At 57.3% G+C, this 20,869-nt stretch carries 13 protein-coding genes; 6 read left to right on the top strand and 7 right to left on the bottom strand.

Going from position 1 to position 20,869, the window contains the following annotated elements; all coding sequences use genetic code 11:
* Positions 1–2 precede the first annotated feature (2 nt).
* Genes AC5E6W_RS12915 through AC5E6W_RS12925 form a run of 3 tightly spaced genes read right to left on the bottom strand, consistent with a single transcriptional unit; the run spans position 3 to position 5,739 of the window.
* The gene (locus AC5E6W_RS12915) at positions 3–1,385 is read right to left on the bottom strand and encodes a TolC family protein (RefSeq protein ID WP_491752720.1); all 1,383 of its coding nucleotides are present in this window, start codon (positions 1,383–1,385) and stop codon (positions 3–5) included.
* Complete coding sequence (locus AC5E6W_RS12920; RefSeq protein ID WP_491752721.1) at positions 1,385–4,588, bottom strand: efflux RND transporter permease subunit; 3,204 nt, start codon at positions 4,586–4,588, stop codon at positions 1,385–1,387. Before AC5E6W_RS12920 ends, AC5E6W_RS12915 begins: the two co-directional genes overlap by 1 nt.
* Positions 4,585–5,739, bottom strand: a complete 1,155-nt coding sequence (locus AC5E6W_RS12925; RefSeq protein ID WP_491752722.1) for an efflux RND transporter periplasmic adaptor subunit — start codon at positions 5,737–5,739, stop codon at positions 4,585–4,587. The genes AC5E6W_RS12920 and AC5E6W_RS12925 overlap by 4 nt, the downstream gene beginning before the upstream one ends.
* Before the next feature lie 286 nt (positions 5,740–6,025).
* On the opposite strand from AC5E6W_RS12925, the gene AC5E6W_RS12930 reads away from it, so the two are divergent.
* From AC5E6W_RS12930 to AC5E6W_RS12945, 4 genes are all read left to right on the top strand, one after another.
* Positions 6,026–7,459, top strand: coding sequence for an ATP-binding protein (locus AC5E6W_RS12930; RefSeq protein ID WP_491752723.1), 1,434 nt, complete (start codon positions 6,026–6,028; stop codon positions 7,457–7,459).
* Positions 7,456–8,136: a LuxR C-terminal-related transcriptional regulator gene (locus AC5E6W_RS12935; RefSeq protein WP_491752724.1), complete on the top strand. Its 681-nt coding sequence runs from the start codon at positions 7,456–7,458 to the stop codon at positions 8,134–8,136. The genes AC5E6W_RS12930 and AC5E6W_RS12935 overlap by 4 nt, the downstream gene beginning before the upstream one ends.
* A 120-nt stretch (positions 8,137–8,256) precedes the next feature.
* Positions 8,257–9,183: a glycosyltransferase family protein gene (locus tag AC5E6W_RS12940; protein WP_491752725.1), complete on the top strand. Its 927-nt coding sequence runs from the start codon at positions 8,257–8,259 to the stop codon at positions 9,181–9,183.
* Between the two features lie 231 nt (positions 9,184–9,414).
* Positions 9,415–10,461: an acyltransferase family protein gene (locus AC5E6W_RS12945; protein ID WP_491752726.1), complete on the top strand. Its 1,047-nt coding sequence runs from the start codon at positions 9,415–9,417 to the stop codon at positions 10,459–10,461.
* A 440-nt stretch (positions 10,462–10,901) separates the two neighbouring features.
* On the opposite strand, the gene AC5E6W_RS12950 is transcribed toward AC5E6W_RS12945, so the two are convergent.
* Both AC5E6W_RS12950 and AC5E6W_RS12955 read right to left on the bottom strand, forming a co-directional pair.
* On the bottom strand, positions 10,902–11,882 hold the full coding sequence (locus AC5E6W_RS12950) for a polysaccharide biosynthesis/export family protein (RefSeq protein WP_491752727.1): 981 nt from the start codon (positions 11,880–11,882) through the stop codon (positions 10,902–10,904).
* Positions 11,879–14,248 carry a GumC family protein gene (locus AC5E6W_RS12955; RefSeq protein ID WP_491752728.1) on the bottom strand — a complete coding sequence of 790 codons (2,370 nt, stop codon included), beginning with the start codon at positions 14,246–14,248 and terminating at the stop codon, positions 11,879–11,881. Before AC5E6W_RS12955 ends, AC5E6W_RS12950 begins: the two co-directional genes overlap by 4 nt.
* A gap of 631 nt (positions 14,249–14,879) precedes the next feature.
* On the opposite strand from AC5E6W_RS12955, the gene AC5E6W_RS12960 reads away from it, so the two are divergent.
* The gene (locus tag AC5E6W_RS12960; RefSeq protein ID WP_491752729.1) at positions 14,880–16,184 is read left to right on the top strand and encodes an oligosaccharide flippase family protein; all 1,305 of its coding nucleotides are present in this window, start codon (positions 14,880–14,882) and stop codon (positions 16,182–16,184) included.
* A 59-nt stretch (positions 16,185–16,243) separates the two neighbouring features.
* Here the strand turns inward: AC5E6W_RS12960 and AC5E6W_RS12965 are convergent, their stop codons facing one another.
* Positions 16,244–18,118, bottom strand: a complete 1,875-nt coding sequence (locus AC5E6W_RS12965) for a heparinase II/III domain-containing protein (RefSeq protein ID WP_491752730.1) — start codon at positions 18,116–18,118, stop codon at positions 16,244–16,246.
* A 352-nt stretch (positions 18,119–18,470) separates the two neighbouring features.
* Between AC5E6W_RS12965 and AC5E6W_RS12970 the strand changes: the two genes are divergently transcribed.
* Positions 18,471–19,793 carry an O-antigen ligase family protein gene (locus tag AC5E6W_RS12970; protein ID WP_491752731.1) on the top strand — a complete coding sequence of 441 codons (1,323 nt, stop codon included), beginning with the start codon at positions 18,471–18,473 and terminating at the stop codon, positions 19,791–19,793.
* Positions 19,794–19,883: 90 nt separating this feature from the next.
* On the opposite strand, the gene AC5E6W_RS12975 is transcribed toward AC5E6W_RS12970, so the two are convergent.
* On the bottom strand, positions 19,884–20,720 hold the full coding sequence (locus AC5E6W_RS12975) for a hypothetical protein (RefSeq protein WP_491752732.1): 837 nt from the start codon (positions 20,718–20,720) through the stop codon (positions 19,884–19,886).
* Between the last annotated feature and the right edge of the window lie 149 nt (positions 20,721–20,869).

The following is a 20,869-nucleotide window of genomic DNA, read 5'->3' on the forward strand; positions in this document are numbered from 1 at the left end:
AGCTAAGGCACAAGCTCCGTCGCGCTCGCTGCGCTCAGCTGATGGATCGCAATCCACGTATTCTGGTACGCGTTGAGTGCATCCGCAGTTGAGGTGCGGAAATCCCGCAGGGCATCAAGATAGTCAATCAGGGTGAGGCCTCCGTGCTCGAAGGCATACTGCGCAATGTTGAGCACATCGTGCGACTCGTCCAGGTAGCGCTCCGAGAAGCGATCTGAGAGCCGTTTGGCCTCGGAATATCCCACCCATGCCTGATCAACGTCTGAAGTCACCTGGTTGCGGGCCGCAGTCAGCGTGAACCGCGCAGAGCTCGCCTGGAACTTTGCGGTCTGCTTATTGCCCTGGTTGCGATCGAAGAGACGCAGTGGGATGTTGACCGAGAAGCCCAACGAGTTCTCCGTGCCGGAGCGATCATATTCCATCTCAAGCGTTGGGTCCGTGCTGCCATTCGCGACGACAAGCTTGTAGTTCGCGTCTGCGGCGTTCACCGCAAAGCGAGCCGCGGCAAAGTCAGGCCGCGCATCAATCGCCTTTTGCTCCAGAGTGGCCCGAGTCTCGGTGATCACAGGAGGAATCACATCGCCTCTCACGTCGAACTCGTCGGAAGGTTTGTCGATGCCCAGCAACGTTTGCAGCTGATAGCTGGCCTGCTGCAGGTTCACGATGTCGTTCGACTGATCACTCTCGAAGCTCGCGAGTTGCAGATCGAGCCGCTCGAAGTCGAGCTTCGCGAGATCGCCAGCCTTGTAGCGGTCCTCTCCAATTTCGACCTCGTGCCGATAGTCCTTCAGCGTTGCCGTAGCCAGTTCCAGCGCTTCCTTCGCGACAAGCATCTTGGTGAACGCCTGCTTTACCGCGAGCACCGTCTGTCGGAGCTGGTCGTTGAGCTGCGCTTCGGTCTCGGCGCTAGTCGCCTTCGCATCGTCCATGCGCCAGCGCCGCTTCTGTCCGCGCTCGAAGAGCCGCGAGACCTGTGCGCTGTAGTTGTACGGCGTTACAGCATTCGCGTTTTCTGAGACGTCGGTCCCATAGAGCGTGAAGTTCGGGTTGGCTCGCACGGCAGCCTGGATCTCCTGGCCGCGCACGGCACGAAGGTTCTCCTCCGCGGCGAGGATCGTGGGGTTCTTGGCCTTGGCCTGCTCCACAGCCTGCTGTAGTGTGAGCGCTCCGGGCTTCGACTGCGGCGGCTGCCGGGGATCGGCGCCGCGCTGAGCACTGGCCGCGTATGCCTCAGCCGCCGAGCGTACGCTCTGCGTGTCTGCCGGGGCCTGCTGTGCCTGTCCCCAGCTGCGCGAACTCGAGAGCAGCACACACACCAATGCGAGGGGCACCATAGAGCGAATGCCTGCATGAGTGAGGACCAGTTGCTCGTTGCTCTTCATCATCAGTTCTCAAACTCCGTGTCCGGTGTGGGCAGCACGTCATTCGGCCGCGCGATCCACACATACAGCGTCGGCATGAGGAAGATACCCATCATCAAGGCGCCGATGAGGCCGCCGACGATCACAATCGCGAAGGGCCGCTGCGAGTCAGAGCCGATGCCATGCGAGAGAGCAGCCGGCAACAGACCCAGCGTCGCCACGAGCATCGTCATCATGATCGGTCGCAAACGCAGCACAGCCCCTTCAACGGCAGCGTCTTTCAGCGGATGGCCGTTGACGCGCATCTGGTTGATGCACTCCAGCATGATGATGCCGGTCTGCACGCTGACGCCGAACAGCGCGAGGAAGCCAACACCAGTCGACACGCTGAAGTGATTGCCCGTGAGCAGCAGCGCGAGCATGCCGCCCAGCGGCGCCATCGCCACGTTCGCAAGCACCAGACTCGCCCACTTCATCGAGCCGAACATGCCGTAGAGGATCAGGTAGATCAGCAGGATCGTCAGCGGGCAAACAATCATCAGGCGTCGCGAACTGCGTTGCTGGCTGGCATATTCACCAGCCCAGTCGAGGTGATAGCCCACCGGCAGCTTCACATCGTGGTTCACCTTGTCGATGGCCTCGCGCACGGTGCTGCCGAGATCGCGATCGCGCACGCTGTACTTGATGGCCACATAACGGCCGCCCGATTCGCGATAGATCTCCTCCGCGCCGTCGGCGATCTGAACATGCGTCAGCTGCGCGAGCGAGACCCGCTCGCCGGATGGAGCGACCAGGCGGATGTTCTCGATGGACTCAGGCGTCGAACGATACTTCGGATCGTAGCGCGCCATCACGTCATACTTGGCTTCGCCATCGAACACCTGCGTCACAGGAGCACCCGCAATGGTGCCCCCCACTGCACCCTCGATCTCGTTCTGGATGTCGGCAACATTGATGCCGTAACGTGCGGCTGCAGCACGGTCGACCACGAAGTTGAGGTTGGGTTGGCCAAGCACTCGGAACAAGCCGAGGTCCGCAACACCCGGGACCTTGCTCATCACGTTGACGATCTCATCGCCTTTGGTTTCCAGCGTCTTCAGATCATCGCCGTAGAGCTTCACGGCCAACTCGCCCTTGACGCCGCTCACTGCCTCTTCCACGTTGTCGGAGATCGGCTGCGAGAAGTTCCACACCACGCCAGGATACTTCTCCAACTCGCGGTCCATCGCTGAGATCAGCTCTTCCTTGTTCTGCTTGAAGACCGGACGCCACTCATCCTTCGGCTTCAGGTCGACGTAGTACTCGGTGTTGAAGAAACCTGTCGGATCGGTTCCATCATCAGGGCGGCCAATCTGGCTCACGACCTGACGCACCTCGGGGAAGCTGGCGAGCAAGACACGTGTCCTCTCGGCAATCGCATGACTCTGCGTGGGTCCTGTACTGGGCGCGAGCGAACCTCGCACCCAGATTGCGCCCTCATCGAGATGCGGTAGGAACTCCGAACCGATGGCTCCGCCGAAGCCAAGATAGGCGCTAAGCGCGAGCACGAAGGCAGCTGCGCTAAACGGCACCCACTTGTGCTCGATCGCCCATGTTGCATCCTTGCGGTAGCGGGTCAGCAGCCAGTGCATCACCGGGTTTTCCCACTCGCGTGTGCCCTTGCTGAAGATAAAGCTTGCCAGCACAGGTGCAATCAGCATCGAGAACAGCAGCGCACCGAGCAACGCGAAGGCAACCGTCCACGCCATCGGTTTGAAGAGCCGTCCCTCAACCGCTTGCAGCGTGAAGATGGGAAGGTAGGCCGTGATGATGATGGTGATGGAGTAGAAGACCGGGCGCTGTACCTCGTGCGCGGCCTCACGGATCTGATCGTTCACCGAGCGGTTGACGTCGCGCTTGTGACTCAGGTGGCGAACGATGTTCTCCACCATGACCACCGCGCCTTCGACCACCATGCCGAAGTCCAGCGCTCCCAACGAGAGTAGGTTGGCTGGAATGTGTTGAAGGTCGAGGCAGATCGACGCGAACAGCAGCGCGAACGGAATGGTGATCGCGCAGATGAGCGCGCCACGTGCATTGCCGAGGAAGATCAACAGCACCAAGGCAACCAGCACGATGCCCTCGGTAAGGTTGTGCAGCACCGTGTGCGTAGTTAGCTTGAGCAGGTCGCTGCGGTCGAGGAACGGCACGATCTTCACGCCCGGAGGAAGGACATGCTCGTTCAGGTCCTTCACCTTCTCGTGAATCGCGTCGAGCACGCCATCGGAGTCCGCGCCCTTTTGCAGCAGCACGATGCCTTCGACCACATCGTCGTCATCGACCAACTTTCCATCGGCGCGGCGGATGGACTTCTTGTCTTGCGGCGGCTCGTTGCCGCAGGTGTAGTCGCCAGGCTTACAGGTCTTGCCGATCTGCCCCAGGCGGATTTTGGGCGCTTGTATGACCGTCGCCACGTCGCTGACCTTGAGAGCAGCACCGTTCGACGCCTTCAACACGGTGTTCGCGATGTCATCGGTCGTCCTGAAGCGGCCGACCTCCTGTACGTTGATCTGCTGCTCGCCCTGCTCGATGAAGCTTCCGCCCGCATCGACGTTGTTCGCGGCGATCTGCTGCTGCACCTGCTGAATCGTCAGTCCAAAAGAGATCAGCTTTTCCGGGTCGATGATGACCTGGTACTCGCGCGTTGTTCCGCCGAAGCTGGAGACATCGACCACGCCGGGTACGCTGCGGAAGGCCTTCTCAAGCTTCCAATCCTCCAGGCTCTTGAGAGCCATGGTGTCGTACTGCGGATTGGTACTCTTCAACGTGTACCAGTAGATCTGGCCGACCGGACTCCAGTCCGTGCCCATCTGTGGCTGCAGGCCCGCGGGAAGATTCACTTGCGAGAGCCGCTCATTGACCTTGGAACGATTCCAGTCGTTGACGCTGTCATCGTCGAAGACCATGACGACGCTGGACAGGCCCGCCAACGTGGTCGAGCGGAGATGGCTCATGTGCGGGATGCCCGCCATGGCATTCTCCAGCGGCACCGTCACCTGCTGCTCGACCTCCTCGGCAGAGCGGCCCGGCCACTGCGTGATCACGCTGACGTAGTTGTTCGCCACGTCCGGATAGGCTTCCACCGGAAGGTTGTGGAAGCTGATGGCTCCCCACACGAACAGCAGCACCGCAAAGACGAGGATGATGAAGCGGTTATTCAGGGCGAAATCGACGAGCCGGCGAATCATCCCTGGTCCGCCGTGTTCTGCAGTTCGAGCGCATTGGCTACGACCTGCTGCCCCGCAGCCAGCCCGGACTGCACCACCACCCAGCCACCGTCGAGCGAGGTTCCGAGCTTTACTGAGACGCGCCGGAAGGTTCCATCGCCCCCCGGAACGAACACATAATCGCGGTCATGCAGATGGAGCACCGCCGTGCTAGGCAGCGTCGTCTGCATCGTGGACTTCGCGATATCGAGCGTCGCCGTAGCGAACATGCCGATCCGCAGCAAGCCACCTGGGTTCGGAACCTGGATGCGTACCTTCGCCGTGCGGATCGAGGGATCGAGGACCGCTCCGATGTCACTCACGGTGCCGCGGAAGGTCTTTCCGGGAAAGGCGTTGATGTGAATGTCCGCGGGATCTCCCAGCTTCACCCGCGCGAGGTCGTTCTCATAGACATCGCAAATGACCCACACATGCGAGAGATCCGCGATGGTGAGCGAACCGTTGGCGCCGGCGTAGGTAATGCCCGCCGCTCCAGAAGCCGTCGTGTTCTGTGCGATGATGACGCCGCTGGCAGGAGCGTAGATCTTCACCGTGTCGGCGGGATGATTCTTATCGACGCCCAGCACCCGGAGCTGCTGCTCGGCGGCCCTCAGGTCGGCCTTAGCATCGTCCTCTCCAGACTGTGCGGTCTCGAGCTGGCTCTGCGCAATCGCTCCCTTGTCATAGAGCAGCTTGTCGCGGGTCAGCGTCACGTCAGTGAGGTGCTCGTCGTTGACGGCCTTGGTATAGGTGCTGAAGGCTGCCGCCACATCCGTGCTCTGAACATCCATCACCGGCTGGCCCTTGCGCACCGTATCGCCAAGCCCCACGTGCAGCGCGACCACCCGACCATTCGCCAGGGACAGCACCGGAATCTCACGCGAGACGTCAGGGTTCACCGACCCAGTCACTGCCAGCGTGGCGTCAACTGACCGCACTTCGGCGGATGTAAGGCGGAACCGCTGCGGATTGGACACACGCACCAGGTCGTTGACGCTGCTTCCCTCCACCGACACCGCGGCGGGAGGAGCCTCCTGTGCGCTCTTGTCTTCCTGTTTTTCCTTGCAGCCGCCAAGGGAGGCCATGGCCAGCCCCATCGCGGCAACAATGCCGACACCTGCATGCAGCTTCACCAGGCCTGATCTCTCCCGCAAACTTTCCTCGCTTGAATGGTTTCGGCGATGGAAAGGGTTCCTGCCGGCTTCTACAAAGCCTGGCAAATCACCCTATCCGGATAACGGCATCACGTTCTCGCCGACTGGCTACTCCGAGGCCGGCTCACGTCTACTAGGCTAAATGAGTCGTGCCGCAAGGAGCACGCGGCCCTCTCGCGCTCTTACGAGACATTCTCTATCTTTCGATTTTCATAGAGTATGAAGGGGTTGGTCTTTCGCGAACGGGACAGGATGCACCGCGCAGATGGCGATGAAGTTTCAGGTTGATCGGTGGCTGGAGAGATCGGTTGCGACTCCCAAGGGACGGCGCACCGTGCTGTTCGGTGGACTTGCTGCAATCCTCCTGATCGTGGTCGTCGACACCAAGATTGGCGCCGCCATTCCGTTGTCGCCGCTCTATGTCGCACCCATCATCCTGATGAGCGCGGCGCTGCGGCGCTGGCAGATCGTGCTGCTCGGCCTTGTTTGCACCTTTGCGGCCGAGTTTGCGGACGCGTTCGGCTGGAATCTCAACGAGGGCCTCCCCCGCGATGCTCTGTACTGCTTTGCTTACGTGGCGGTGGGTCTCTATGTGCATGAGACCTTCCAGCGGCGGCGCGTCGAAGAAGAACATTCAACGGCCCTGCGAGCCGAAGTGGAGACCCGGCGCGGCGTCGAAGAGCAACTTCGGCTGGTGGTGGCAAATTCGTCGATCGGCATTGTTACTGTAGATGAGTCCGGCAGGATTCTGGATGCGAATGATGCGGCACAGCAGCTTTGGAGCGGCGTCCCCGATTCCCCTACCGCTTCCCTGCAGGGAATGGCGCTGCAACAATTCGTCCCGTCGCTGGCCCGCGTGCAAGTCGGCCGGCAGGGCTTCGAACGTCTCCGCACCATGATGCAGTGCCAGGGCTTTCGCTCCAACAAGGATCCTTTTCTCGCTGACGTCTGGTTCTCGACCTACAACAGTCCCCAGGGACGTCGTCTGACGGCGATGATCATCGACGCCTCCAATGAGACGCGCGATCGCGAGCAGGCCAATCTGGAGCAAGTGCTGGTCAGCTCACGCATCGCGCTCGGAGCGCTGTCGCATGAGATCCGCAACATCTGCGCTGCGATCTCGAACGTGCAACAGAACCTGTTGATCGACAAGCCCGGAGCACGTCAGGTCAAAGAGTTTGACGCCCTGCGTCAGCTGGTCGCGGCTCTTGAGCGTATGGCCTCCGCAGAGCTTTCGCTAGTTAAGCGGCAGGCCACACACGTACATCTCGACAACTTTCTCAGCGACCTCTACATCGTGGTACAGGCCTCGCTGCGAGAGGCAGACATCGATCTCTCCTGGGAGATCGCGCCGGGACTGCCGGCCGTTTGGGCCGACTCCTCGAGTCTCATCCAGGTCTTCCTCAACCTCCTCCGCAACGCGCAGTCGGCGCTGGGGGACACGGAACATCCACAAGTCCGGGTCTCCGCCACGCACCGTCAGGATATGATCCACATCGCCGTCTCCGACAACGGTCCCGGGGTCGGAGATCCGGACAAGCTCTTTCGTCCCTTCGGGGAGCGAGGCGGAGCTACAGGGCTGGGACTATATCTTTCCAAGGCGATGATGCGCAGTTTCCACGGCGACCTTCGCTATGAGGCCAGCCCGATCGGCGCTACATTCATCGTGGACCTAACCATAGCGGAGGTGGAAGAGTGAGCACAGAGACGATGAATCCAATCGAGGTGATCCTAGTCGATGACCACACGCTCTTCCGCGAGAGCCTGCGCCGGATGCTCGAGGAAGAACCGGGCTTCCATATCAGTGGTGACTTCGCTACGGCAGACGAGGCCATGTCCGCTCTTCAGCGTGGCCTCGACTTCGACGTAGCCCTGATCGACTACGAACTCGCCAACACGGCGACGCTGGCCTCCAATGGCCTCGACCTACTTCGCCGCCTTCGTCAGGTGCGGCCTGGCGCGAAGGCCTTGATGGTCACGGCTGGAATGGATATCCGCGACCTGCACAAAGCCGTAAGGCAGATGAATGCTGGCATCTTCCTCAAGACCGAGCCGCCCGCCGAACTCGTACTGGCGATCCAACGCACAGCGAAGGGCGAACGCTGGATCTCCTCCGGCGCGGCCCTGACCCTCCTGAACGACGAGGAACCCCGCGCCGCAGCCAGCAGCGCCGGCCTCAGCCGGCTGACGCCACGCGAGTCACAGGTTCTCCGGGGAATCCTCGAGGGCCTCGGCAACAAGGAAATCGGAGCCCGCCTCGACCTGACGGAAAGCGCAGTGAAGGCTGTCGTGCAGAAGCTCTTCGAGAAGATCGGCGTGCGCAGCCGGTCTCAGCTCGTACGTTTTGCCATTGAGGCTCAGGTCGATCTGCGCTGACGCAGGGCCCTGACATATCTCACGCGGGCGAGGATTACCTTCGAACCTCGAACCGGCGAATCCAGGGTGGTTGGCATCTCACAATGCTCGCCTATAATGACAACTACCTCTGGAGGAAACATGCAGACCGAAGGGCTTCAACGGGGCCTCATCACCATGGCCCTCGGCGGTGAAAAATATATTGAGATGGCAAAATGGCTTGGGATGTCACTCCGTCTCAACGCCCCGAACCTTCCGGTCGCCATCCTGACCGACTCCACCGATCCAGAACTGGCAGAGTATTACACCCATATCATCCCCCACACTGCGGAGTACGGAGATAATATGGTGCCCAAGTTCTATCTCGATCGGATTACCCCCTTTCAAGAGACGATCTACATCGACACAGACTGCCTGGTGGTGAATAACCTCAGTCGTCTGTTCGACACCTTCGGCAAACAGGATGTAAGCATCCTTGGCTGGCGCTATGTCACCGCCGCAGACACCATGTACGACGTCGATGTTCCCTATGTGCTGAATAAGTTCAATCTGACTCGCCTACCCCGATTCAACGGTGGATGTTACTACTTCCGCCAGAGTGAACTGACGACGAAATTCTTCGATACGGCACGAGACCTTCTCCAGCAGGCAGACACCCTCAGGATTGGCACCTATTATGGCGGCGGGATCACGGATGAGCCGCTGTTCGCACTCGCCCTGGCGATTTGCGACATTCCCCTGGTCTCGGCGGGTATCCATGGAATGTGGACTCCGATCAACTCGCGTGGCGCCATTCATCTTGATGTCTTCAAGGGCGACTGCCACTTCATCAAGGAAGGGGTTCTGGTTGAACCCGATGTCGTCCACTTCAGCGCCGGTTATCGCGAGGCATATTGCTATCACCGCGAGGTGTGGCGTTTGAAGCGGCACTTCGGCAAAGCGACGCCACCGGTCTCGACCCGATTTTCTATCTGGCTCGAGGGGGTGAAGTGGCGGCTCAACCGCTCCACCAGGGACACCATCAAGGATGCGCTGGGACGCGGGACAAAGCAGCCGATGCCGGTATAACCATCAAGAGTCAACGGCTCTGCAACCGTCTCCCAACACAATCTTCACCTACTTGATCCGCCGCCGCCGAGCCGCCGCTCCCGCCTACCACTGCACGCCTCACGCTCAAACCAAGCATTCGTATCTGTGGCGCACTTCCGGACCATTCCCCAAGGTGGCGTCCGCCGGCTGGGTCGACGCCATCATTGAGAAGGTCGCCGCTTCCTTCAAGAACCTGCTAGCGTACTCGTAATGAGAAAATATATTGGCCAACTTGACGGTCTTCGGGCCGTAGCAGTGGTTTTTGTTCTCATCGGGCATTCAGGTCCGAACTTTACTCATTTCCCCGCTGCACGCCACTACATTGCCCAGTACGGGGCGACTGGCGTGCAGATGTTCTTTGTACTTTCTGGTTTCCTAATCACAGGCATTCTGCTTGCCGAAAAAGACTCACCTCACTACTTCAGAAATTTCTACGCTCGCCGCGGGCTCCGTATTTGGCCGCTTTATTACCTGGTCGTAATCTTCACTTTGGCCTCCGGTGCCTTTGGGCGGCACGGTGTCAGTTGGTGGCCCTATCTATTCTATGTTTCCAACTTAACCTATGGCGTCGATCACGCCCAACCCGTCCCATTCGGTCCGATCTGGTCCCTGGCAGTGGAGGAACAGTTTTATCTCGCTTGGCCCGCATTAGTTTGGATGCTCACGAGGAAGCGTCTCATGGTGTTCTGCGCCGTGTTGATGGTGGTCTGCCCCATTCTTCGTCACTGGGACGTCGTCTCCGCCCACAACACCCTCCGACATCTTGATGCCCTCGCATTAGGCTCACTTCTGGCGAGCTATAAAGGAGATCTCCAACGGTTCCGGCCACTGGCTTGGCTCGTAGCGTGGCTATTGATTGTGCCGTTAGAGTGGCAGACGCCAGTGGTTTACGCAAGCGGTGCATTCCTTTTGATACTGCTTAAAGACAATTCCCTCTCCTCCAAGGTACTTAGAGCTTCCCCGCTCATCTTTGTGGGGAAGATCAGTTATGGAATTTATTTACTGCATGTCTTCTTATTCGCGGTCCTAAAAAAGAACAACTTCTACACGACCGCCGTCACAAGCGGAAACGTGCCGAAGCTATTAGTTTTCATGGTCGTAGAGTTTCTTACGGTCATCGCGATCGCTGCTGCATCGTTCTACGGCTTTGAACGGCACATCACCGCGCTGAAGCGATACTTCCGGACGCCTACGGTTTCAGCGCGACAATTCGAAGAAGTCCGTGGTACCGAGGCGGATCTCCTCATTGAACGTTGAGACCGGGAATTGCCTGAGAACTGGATGTGGGTGTGTATGCCCTCGCGCCCATAGAACATCAAACATCGCGCGGCCCGCGCTTTCCAGGCGTGCATCCCGCTCACTGTCGCTGAGCTGCTTCCCAATCGAGACCGTTTGGCAGCCGCCTCAGTACCAACGAACAATGCGCTCTCGCGAGGCTAATCCGATCCAATGGTGGCCAGATCGCGATGTCGCCTGTTGGTGAGGATGGATTGAGTGTGCAGACGTTCGGGGACATTTGCGCTGCCTACCAATCACGCCCCGAGGCAGAGGCGCGAACTCGCATGGGCCATTTTTGCCCTGACCGACTCCGCCCGTTGATCGGTCCTTAGCCAAAAACCCCGAAGCGGCCGTTGTCTTCGCGCGAGCCTAGGTGTCACAGAGTGCGCGGCTTCGTTACGTCGCCAGAGTAACAAGGATCAATGGGTATAGATAAGTCCTGTCGCAGTCGAACTGGCCAGAGCGGCGGTGATTCCAGAAGCATTCACCAACAGATTCTTGCCAACACTGAATGGAACGTAGATCGCATCTTCGGGAGCGAGGGCAATGTCAGGAGCCTTGCCATGAAGGATCTTACCCAGGTTCACGGGAATAGCCTTGTACTCCCCGTTCTCTTTGCGGAACAACATGAGACTCTTCAAGGATGAGGTGGGGAGCGGACCAGCGCTTTGGCTGATCGCCTGCAGCAGGCTCAGCTTGCCGTCCTCATTCATCACGATTCCTTTGGGCTGTGTCACGTTTCCGAGCACGTAAACGATCCCGGCGCGGGGAACAACCACGATGTCCCCCGGATACACCATAGGGTCATTGCTTAGATCTTCGATCGGATCGACCGGCAATCTCACCGTAATACGTTGCTTCTCCGGACCACGTCGCTCAATCGTAACGGTGTGCGAAGCCCGATCATTAAATCCGCCTGCCATGGCGAGAACGGTGAGCAGCGGCCGGGGGGAATTCAGCGTAAACGCAATGCCGTTGGTCTGACCAGTAACTCCGTTGACGTTACCGAACACCGTCACGTCAGCGGACGAGATCGATTCGACTGTTACCTGTACATGAGCGTTAATCAGGAGGTTATGCTGCACGTAGGCATTGGCGATGACCGTACCCGCCTCGCCCGGAGTAAGGCCGGTCACTCTAATGGGGCCCAGCAACAGCAGAGGGACTGTGCCCGCGTCGGTCACACGAAGATGTGCCTGGTCCAAATCAGTATCATCAAAAACGTGAACGGCGATGATATCGCCAGCAACGATTGGCAGACTCTCCGCCGCCGGCAAATTGCTGGTCATTGCGGGACCGGAAGGTGGAACCGCGAGCTGCTGGGCGCGTGCGGAGCAAAACAGCAAAGCTCCAGAAGCAACGAGAAAGAGGAGGCCAAATCGCACCTGACTAGTCTTCATGATCCCTCCTCGTTGTCCGCATACTTATAGGGATTCTGTCTGTACCCGTAGTAGTCGTAGTAACCTTCGCTGCCCTGCGCCACAGCATTGAGAATGGCGCCGATACTGGCGCGTACCTGTCGGCTAAGCAACCTATGGGTGGTGCGCAACGACCTGATGCTCGTACGATTAAACCTCGTGATCACCAGCACAAGATCCACATGTTCAGAGAGCATCACCGAATCAATGACTGGGAGCACAGGCGGTCCATCAAGGATCACAAGGTCAAAACGTTCCCCCCATCGCTTAACCAAGTCCCTCATGACATCCGAACTGATGAGCTCATAGGGATCTGGTGGTCGCTGACCAGCTGGGATGGCCCACATATTCGGGACGCCCGGCACTTCAACGACCCAATCTTGATCAAGATGACCTGTAATGATTCTTGATAAGCCGTCCGTGGACGGCGCCAGGCCGAGACGGCGTGCGAGCACTGGTTTTCGCAGATCCGCTTCCACCAGGAGCGTTCGTAGCCCGGTGCGTGCAAATGTAGCTCCAAGATTCGTACTCGTAGTGCTCTTGCCTTCACCTGGTGTGCTACTTGTAATGAGGATTGTCTTCGCCGGAGTGCCGGTACGGGAGAGCATGATGGCGGTACGAAGAACGCGTTGCGCCTCCGAATATTGGGAATCCGGTCGACTTACAACGTGAATGGCGTGAGGGGCTCCTTCCTCCGCTTCAGGTGCTGAGGAATCCTTCTTCTTGCGAAAACCATAACGCCCATAGAAATACTTGCCATATCCGTAGAGGCTATCGGGCGCGTTGAAGTCAGGCATGACGGAATAGACCGGGATGCCGAGTTCCGATTCAACGGTTTCAACCGAGTTGACTTTGTCATCACGCACATCTTGAATTCCGGCGATCATAAGACCGATGATTCCTCCGAAGAGGATGGCGCCGCCCAGAATAAGAATAATGCGCGGAGATGCAGGCTTATCCTGCGCAAAGCCAGCAGAAACAACCGTCATATCGTTTGACTGAAGGCCGGCAAGAACTCCCGCTTCGCTTAGCCTGCGATTGAGGTCTGTGTAGAGAAGCCGCGCATCAGAGGCCTCCTGGTGAACGATCTCATATTGGAGGACCTTGTCATTCACCACGTCGGCGCGCTTCATGATGGCGTCCCGCTCGTTTCGCGCGCCCTGTTCTTCCTGCGCAGCGACCTCATAGTCATTGCTGGCACGGGCTGCCAGACGATCCTCTTCCGCCTTGACCGCTTCCTGAATCGATGTCAGCTGGGCTCTCTCCTGAATCAGCTTCGGGTTGGCGGATCCAAGCCGTTGCTCATCTTGAGAGATCAGTAACTGTTGTTGCGCATCTCTATTTTGGAGATCTCGAATAAGATTCAAAGACTCGGCGGAAGATGTATTGCCGCTGCCACCGAGACCGCTGCCGGCCAACCCCGAGATCAAAACCGGATTACGGGTCTTCACAATCTGTGCGACCGCGCCGCGAACAATGCGATTTGCCTCGGCCTGGCTCAGTGTGTCGGTAGTCCGCTGCAGGTGGTCTAGCAGAGGACTGTACACAAGGGTTTGTCCGGCAGCATTGGTGCCGCCCATATTATATGTTTCTGTATCTCGCCGCAGGGCGGCTTCCTGCTGCTGCATGTCCTCAGCGTGCTGTCGAACCGAATCAATTTGGTCGGCAAGCCAGGAAGACATCCGTTGAGTAGCTTTATATTTTGTCTCAAAACCGTACTGGGAAAGATCGTTCGTGAGTGTGTTCACTACCTGCGCCGCGAGTTCAGGAGAGGGGCTCTGATAGGTGATCGAAATCAAGCGCGTCCCTGCTACCACTTCGACTTTCAGATGTGACTCAAAGATCTTGAATGCGAGCATCCGGCGGGAAGGTGAATCCAAAAATGCCGTCCCGGGAGGGTCCCCTTTAGCAGCCGGACTGAGAAAGCCGGCGAGCCATCCAACCGGATTCAGGCTCCCCAAGGTCAAGCGAGGCTTATAGTCCGATGTCTGCTCCATGTTCAACTCTTCAACGACACGGAGGGCAAGGGACTCGGACTGCAACTCGGCAACCTTAGTCGCCAGAGTTACATTCTCCTGAAGCGGATTCTCTTCGCCGTTCATCTGCGACGAGCCGCTCACGAGAGTATTAAGTCCCAGCGTATCATCGGGGCGCTTTATTTCGATGATTGACTCGGAAGCATACCGACGGGTGGCGACAGCGCAATAGGCAATCGCCAGTACAAAGAATCCAAGGAGGCAGCCGAGGATCGTCCACCTACGCCGTTGTAGAAACCGGAGAAGGTCTCCAATGGTCAGAAGTTTTCCTTCCGCCGTGCTTCCCTGATCTTGCAGTTTTCCAGAGTCCAAAGCTACCCGCTTCCGAGGTTGAAGATGATGGCTTGCCGATCACAACCGAGGGCCGCGGACAATAGCCTGCGGTTCAACGTGTGCGATACGGAGGAATTTGGCACGGTTCCGATGTAGCCTGACAATACACTACACGATTGGTGATCGGCGGGCAACCGCCTTGAAGTTGCGTAATCTGCAGTAAACGCATCGTTTTCGTTCAGCTCAGCGAGCACCAAAGACCACTAGAGGCCAGCTCTTTCGTACCGGGCATGCAGTCCATCGTCGCATATCAGATCTCATGCTCTGAGGCTCGTTATACCCTCGTGATGAGAGCACTCAGATAGAGCGCTCCCAGAGATGAAGCCCACAACGAGACCGCTCCAATCTACGACCATGGCGCTGAACTGCCGATCGGCCACTAGTTCCGCCGATGCGAAATACGTCACAACTTCCATAGCCCCGTCAGCAGAGAGGGTCCCTAGAACTCGACTAGCCTCACAAGGTTGACTTGATCCACCAAGCATTGCATCGTAGTCTTAGCCGAGCGAGGCACAATCATGGTCACGGCTGCACAGAAGCTAGCCTCTCAGCGAGCGGGGTTCTTTTTTTTGTTTCTGAATCATGTGTTCATCCTTGGTTCATCTCCCGCATGAATATCTTGCTGCGTGAATGGAAGCGCCTTCTAGGAACCACCACTGGTCGGAACACAGTTTGGATGGCGGCCGGACAAGGTACGTCAGTCCTATTGCAAGCTGGCTATTTTGTCATTCTGGCGCGGTTGCTGGGAGCCGTGGAATACGGCGTGTATGGCGGAGCCTTTGCTCTCGCGATGCTGGTATCGCTTTACACCACCCTTGGCTCTGGAATGGTGCTCCTCCGCTATGTTTCGGGTGAGCCGACGAAATTCGCGGTCTACTGGGGAAACTTACTCTTCGTCACTGTAACAGTCGGCACCACCATGACGATCGTACTCTCGTTCCTCGGGCCTCATTTTCTGAACGCCCGTAGCGCCACCCTGCTTCCGCTGGCCGCCATATCAAACTGCATCTGCGCCCAAGTCACAGGTGAAACGGGGCGAGTCTTCCAAGCGTTCGAAAAACTGCGGTTTACTGCAGGCTTGAATCTGCTCACAAATCTCATGCGGGTCATTGCAGCCGGCGGAATGATTCTTGTCATGCATCGAGCCACCGCATGGCAGTGGTCTGTGGCCTCAACGGCGGTTTCACTCATTTCGATGTTTATCGCAATTACGACTGTGACCGTTCTCCTGGGGCGACCGCGCCTTGATCTGCGACTTTCACTGAAACATGGAGCAGAAGGCATTGGGTACTCGTTTGCGGCATCTACAACTGGCGTCTATAACGACATCGACAAGACGCTGCTGAGTCACTATGGCATGAATTACGCAAACGGCATCTATACGATGGCCTACCGCGTCATTGATATTGCCACAATTCCCATAAGCTCTATTCAACTCGCCACCATGCCTAAGCTATTTCGTGAAGGTCAGCAGGGAGTGAGAGCAACGTCAGAAGTGACGAACCGGCTGCTCAAGCGAACGATCCCTCTTGGAGCATCTCTGTCACTGGCAATCTTCGTGACAGCTCCGCTCATCCCTCATATTGTTGGCCGAGGGTTTTCCGACAGCGTGCATGCCGTTCGATGGCTCTGCTTGATCCCCTTCTTTCGCGGAATTCACCAGATCACAGGCTTTGCGTTGACGGCAGCGGGGCTTCAGAAATACCGAACGACTTCTCAAGTGATAGCGGCCACCATGAATTGCGGAATGAACGTCTGGCTCATTCCTCGTTATGGATGGTACGGCGCTGCCTGGGCAAGTCTCCTCACCGATGGGCTGTTGGTCGTGGCGAATTGGACTCTATTACAGTTCGTTCTCCGGAAGGATGCCCAGTCGACTACGGAAGTCTCCGAACAGCCATCCAGGAATAGTTGAAGACGATCGCCTCGCGATGACCGTCCGCCAATTCTCGACGTGCGAGTGACTGCGCGACTCTACCACTTAGTGAGTGGTTTCACGTCTGCGGCTCCAGATCCGGTGGGCGACGAGAAAAGAGCGGCGATCGTTGTGGGTACCGTTACATCCGGTAGCTGGATGACCAGATCAGTCATGCCTGTCACGGGGTACTGCGGAGGCGTCGTCTGAGGGAATTCTCGCGAAAATCGCATGGACGGCGTCAGCAGATGTATTTTGATGGAACGCCCAGCCTCAACCAAGGTTGCTGTCCGAGCATCAGAACTTAAGACAACCGTGGCGTAAGTATGAAAGTGCCATACGACGTCGGCCTTGGACACCGGTTGAACTTCGTCCTGAACCAGGAACTGTCCGCCAGAAAGAAGTGCAACCCCCCGCTGCCAGTGTCTCAATTGAGACTTATAGGCGTCGTCCAAGTTAATAATAGAAAATGTCTTGTCACCGTGTTTCTGAATTGGAGAGATAGCAGCTTTGGCATTTGCATCTTCATTCTGATTCCCTATCGTCAGGGTGTTATGAGCCTCAGTACGAGGCCTCCAGCTACGTGACGCGGGAATAGCATAACTGTCCTTACCCGGATCCACCCCCCATCTCTCACCCAGACCTTCCAGTATGAATGACCCAAGATCTAGATGACCATGGACAGCCCGCGCGTCACCTCCCTTGAACGCGACGTACCATGCAAACCTATCCGTCCAGGACGAGCGAATGAAACCTTGTCCGATTCGCTGAAACGTCTGGTACAGGGGCGAACCCGCGGCTGTACCAGAGTGCGATCCAAGCGAGTACCAGAAGAGACAGAAAACATCAAATCGAGCGCTATCCCAGAACGGATTCTTGGCCATCGCGGTCCGGATATATTCCTGCGTGCCCTTCTCCGATGCCGCATAGTCAGGGCGGTTGAAGTGCCGAGCCATCCAAAACATTTGAGCTGCTGGAATCGGGGCTTGATCCGCGTCCCCAAAGTTCGCCAGCTGATAGCTAGGGCCGACCGATTGCTCACGAAATGTGCCAGTAAGGGAAAAGCCCGCCGCATGGTCCTGACCAAAGTCGCTTCCGAGCGCAGAGTCAAGAGCTGCTAGATAAAGTGAATTGTAGATAGTCGCGTAGTACCAATAGACGGGCCCCTCATCGAAACCTCCGTCTGGGCTATAGAGCTGCATGACCTGCGCAAATCCAGTGCGGGCATACCCAAGAATTTGTTGCGCGGAAGCCATGGATGCGGCGTCGTTCGGCTCAGCGATCCCCAAAGCCCCAAGTGTCTCGCCGCCATAACAGACGTCGCCCCAGTTCGAACTATTGATGAACTGCAGCTTGCCCGCGGGGAGCTCGCTGAGAAACGGCGCCAGCCCCTTGCTCTGCACCGCATGACGGATCGTGTCTCGTTGCGCGGGGGTGAGCACGGAATACAACCAGTCGTAGCCTATCCCTAGCGCAGCAGTCATCTCTGCTGTGTCCAGGAAATGCTGCGGATTCCAATCTGGAAAGTTAGCAGCCGCTAGCATCTCCTGGATGGCCCGGTCGGCGTAGCGACGATCACCCGTGAGACGGTACAAGCCACCTAATGTGAGAATACGGTCTTCCACAATCCGAGCAAGACCCAATAATGTGTGTTCTTCACCACCGAGCTTGTAAGTCATCGGCGAGGTTCGTAACATGTCTTGCCCCTTCGCCTGGATGAAGGTGAACTGTGACCTCGCAAAAGAATCGCTTCCTATAGCCCGCTTAATAGCCACGAGATCGCCATCCGTTATGATCAGACGCGGATGAGCGGTCCGGAACCCTGACATAGGGACTGTCGTGGAGCCGCTCGATTGACATTCGGCCAGGCCGACACCGTACCAGACGACAAGCGTCACGAGTGCGATGCGAAAGAATCGTGAGGGTAGCATCATTGGTCTCCAACGCCGCTCGGCGCGCGGCTCCGGTTTGAGGAGCGTGGCCAGAATCGCAAATCGCCTTCCCGCCTAGTCTATCGCGACAGCGCGCCGACGGCTGAACTCAGACGCAGTCCATCCAACTGCCGCGACCGGGACCTTGCCAGCCGTCGATAGAGCTCTACAAAACTCTCTGACGCGTCGTTCGGTATCCGGGACGGGCCCCACCACTTCGTTTGATGCCCCCAACTCTCATTGCGGTCTCCGTCTTTGACTCCTCCATATTCTCTATGAGCCAAGAGCATGGGAACCCCCTTTCTGACGGGCCCTCCCCCGCATTCGGGAGACGACAGTAGCGTACAATGCGGTTATGCAGGCAACATTTCAAGACAAGGTGCAGGCAGTCCCAGTTCCGCTTCGCACATCGAGTCAGCTGCGCGATCGCGTTCTCAGCAGTTCGCTCTCCACAGAGGAATGCGTCAATATTGGGATTCTTTGCCTTTTCGCGATGAACGGTTCCATCACAATCTTCGGCCTCGAGCGGCGACACGTCGTAGATCAGATCGTACTTTCAGTGTTCTGGTTATGCTCGATCCTTGCATTCATCAGTAATCGAAGCCGAATTCATTGGGAATTGTTGACTTGTAAATTGGGGGCGATTTATCTTCTCTGGACTTTGTTAAGTCTCACATGGGATGCGTCTCCCCTCAGCACGACCTATTCTCCAGCGATATCGAGCATTTGCGTCTTTCTTTATTTCAACTATCTCCTCGACCGCTTTACTCCATCTGAGCTCACACGGTTGCTGATGTGGGCTTATACCCTTCTACTCGTAGCGTCTTTCCTAATCGTTCACGTGCATGGTTTCGGTGTAGAGACCAGTTCGGAAGGTAACCTTGCGAACCTCGGATCATGGAGAGGCATGTTCCGGCAGAAGAATGAACTCGGATTGAACACCGCGTTAGCCGTGGCGCTCTGTCTCGGCGTCGTGCCGACGTCGGGTTTGGAGAGGTTTTGGCGATGGTCGTTATTCGCCTTGGCGATGTTCCTCTCATTCCGGTCAAACAGCCGTGAGTCATGGATCGCCATTGTCATCGTTGTCTTGCTTTCCGTCGGCGTCAAGTTTATTGCGGCCTTCGACCCCAAATCACGATTCTCAATGGTCGTCGGGATGACGTCGATCCTGGGAACGCTCGCGATTTTGTCCTACGAAAACCTGGACAGTGTGCTGGCCTTGTTTGGCCGGGATCGTACACTTACTGGCAGAAGTGCTATCTGGGACGGTACGTTGTTGCTTATATCCAGACGACCATGGCTGGGCTATGGCACGTACGGCGTCTGGACTACGCCGCGAGCCTGGGATGTAGTTGCACGCGTGGGGTTCGAGGTGACAAGCGCGCACAACTCCTATCTAGACGCCACCGTGACTTATGGGATCATTGGCTTGCTGCTTTTTCTTCCCATACCGCTTTCCGCGTTTCTATTTAGCTTCCGCGCCCTCATGAGTTACTCGCTCGAACACCTCAAGGTTTTTATTCATATGATTGTTGTGATTCTTATCGTGAGTTTTGCCATGTCACTTCTCTCATATAGCCCAGGGGTCGGATTACTCCTCACGCTGTACGCCGTAGCGAATCTCGAAAAGGTCGAGCGAAGCGGTTTCATGAGCCTCAGAACTAGCCCTGGACGATGACTCCTCCCTCGATCCTGCTGGTGATTCACACGAACGCGATTTTTTTGAAATCTTTTCCCCTTGCACAGGTGTTCGGGAGCACAAGGGTCTTCACATCGAAGTCCGTCGTCCATGTTCCTTTTCTTCAGCGCCCCATCGTATCTTCGCGAGATCACTTGGGGTATAAGTAGCTCTAATCTGCCAGTTATTTCCCCCGCCCACAACGTTTTGACGCCAGAGCGCCACACGCTGCGATCCCGCGACTGGAAGAAACTCCCCCGGCGTCGAAGCCAGTTGCCGGATCCTATACCCCGCTCGAATCGCCTGCACGTGCAGCCAGACGTCGTCCGCCTTCGGGCAATAGATTCTGAATACATCTCCCGCGTTACGAAGTGAGTTCAGTAGTTCCGGCGGATAGATCACGCCGGAAACGCCGAGGGCTATGTGATCGAAGCTCGCATGCTCCGACCGGCATTTAGGCCATTCCTCATACGGCCGCACGCCGCCGCTCTCATCCAGGCGCACGACCTTCGCAAGATGACAATGCACGTATTCCGGCGACTGACTATACGCTGCAGCAAGTCCCTCAAGCCACCGACGTGGGTATAGCTGGTCATCATCTCCGGTCACTAGAGGCATCTCATGATGACCAAGAGACATCACGTAGGGAAAGTACTTTGTGTGTGGGCCGAAATTGTCGGTGAAAATGATTTCGAGCCCCCGCTTCTGAAGACGGATCAAGGACTGCGGCAACGCCGCGAACGCCGACGGATCGTCGATCCAGAGGATAGCTCGTGACGGGCGAATCGTCCCCTGCGCTATAGCCTCGAATACGAAGAACACGCTTGCCAGACGGTCCGGTCTTGTCGTGATTGATAGAGTGATCGAGCTCCCGTCTTCCGTGATGCGCGTCTTTCCGAAGTGATTATTTAGATAAAGAACGAGCATCCGGGGCCACGGCAGTATCGCGGATTCGACAAATTCCCTCTGACGCCTCCGGAGCGACGAGAGGATAGAATGCCAAGTTCTTTTCGTAAAATCCACGTCAAGATCCAATCTCTGAGACTTAGGTGTCTACCGACCTTAGATTGCGCTTT

It is taken from the genome of Bryocella sp. (assembly GCF_058498515.1).

What these genes read in the sequence shown, in the direction of transcription:
- AC5E6W_RS12940 (WP_491752725.1), top strand. Translation starts at nt 8,257, where the DNA reads ATGCAGACCGAAGGGCTTCAACGGGGCCTCATCACCATGGCCCTCGGC.
- AC5E6W_RS12975 (WP_491752732.1), bottom strand. Translation starts at nt 20,720, where the DNA reads ATGCTCGTTCTTTATCTAAATAATCACTTCGGAAAGACGCGCATCACG.
- AC5E6W_RS12945 (WP_491752726.1), top strand. Translation starts at nt 9,415, where the DNA reads ATGAGAAAATATATTGGCCAACTTGACGGTCTTCGGGCCGTAGCAGTG.
- AC5E6W_RS12930 (WP_491752723.1), top strand. Translation starts at nt 6,026, where the DNA reads ATGGCGATGAAGTTTCAGGTTGATCGGTGGCTGGAGAGATCGGTTGCG.
- AC5E6W_RS12950 (WP_491752727.1), bottom strand. Translation starts at nt 11,882, where the DNA reads ATGAAGACTAGTCAGGTGCGATTTGGCCTCCTCTTTCTCGTTGCTTCT.
- AC5E6W_RS12920 (WP_491752721.1), bottom strand. Translation starts at nt 4,588, where the DNA reads ATGATTCGCCGGCTCGTCGATTTCGCCCTGAATAACCGCTTCATCATC.
- AC5E6W_RS12915 (WP_491752720.1), bottom strand. Translation starts at nt 1,385, where the DNA reads ATGATGAAGAGCAACGAGCAACTGGTCCTCACTCATGCAGGCATTCGC.
- AC5E6W_RS12965 (WP_491752730.1), bottom strand. Translation starts at nt 18,118, where the DNA reads ATGATGCTACCCTCACGATTCTTTCGCATCGCACTCGTGACGCTTGTC.
- AC5E6W_RS12960 (WP_491752729.1), top strand. Translation starts at nt 14,880, where the DNA reads ATGAATATCTTGCTGCGTGAATGGAAGCGCCTTCTAGGAACCACCACT.
- AC5E6W_RS12970 (WP_491752731.1), top strand. Translation starts at nt 18,471, where the DNA reads ATGCAGGCAACATTTCAAGACAAGGTGCAGGCAGTCCCAGTTCCGCTT.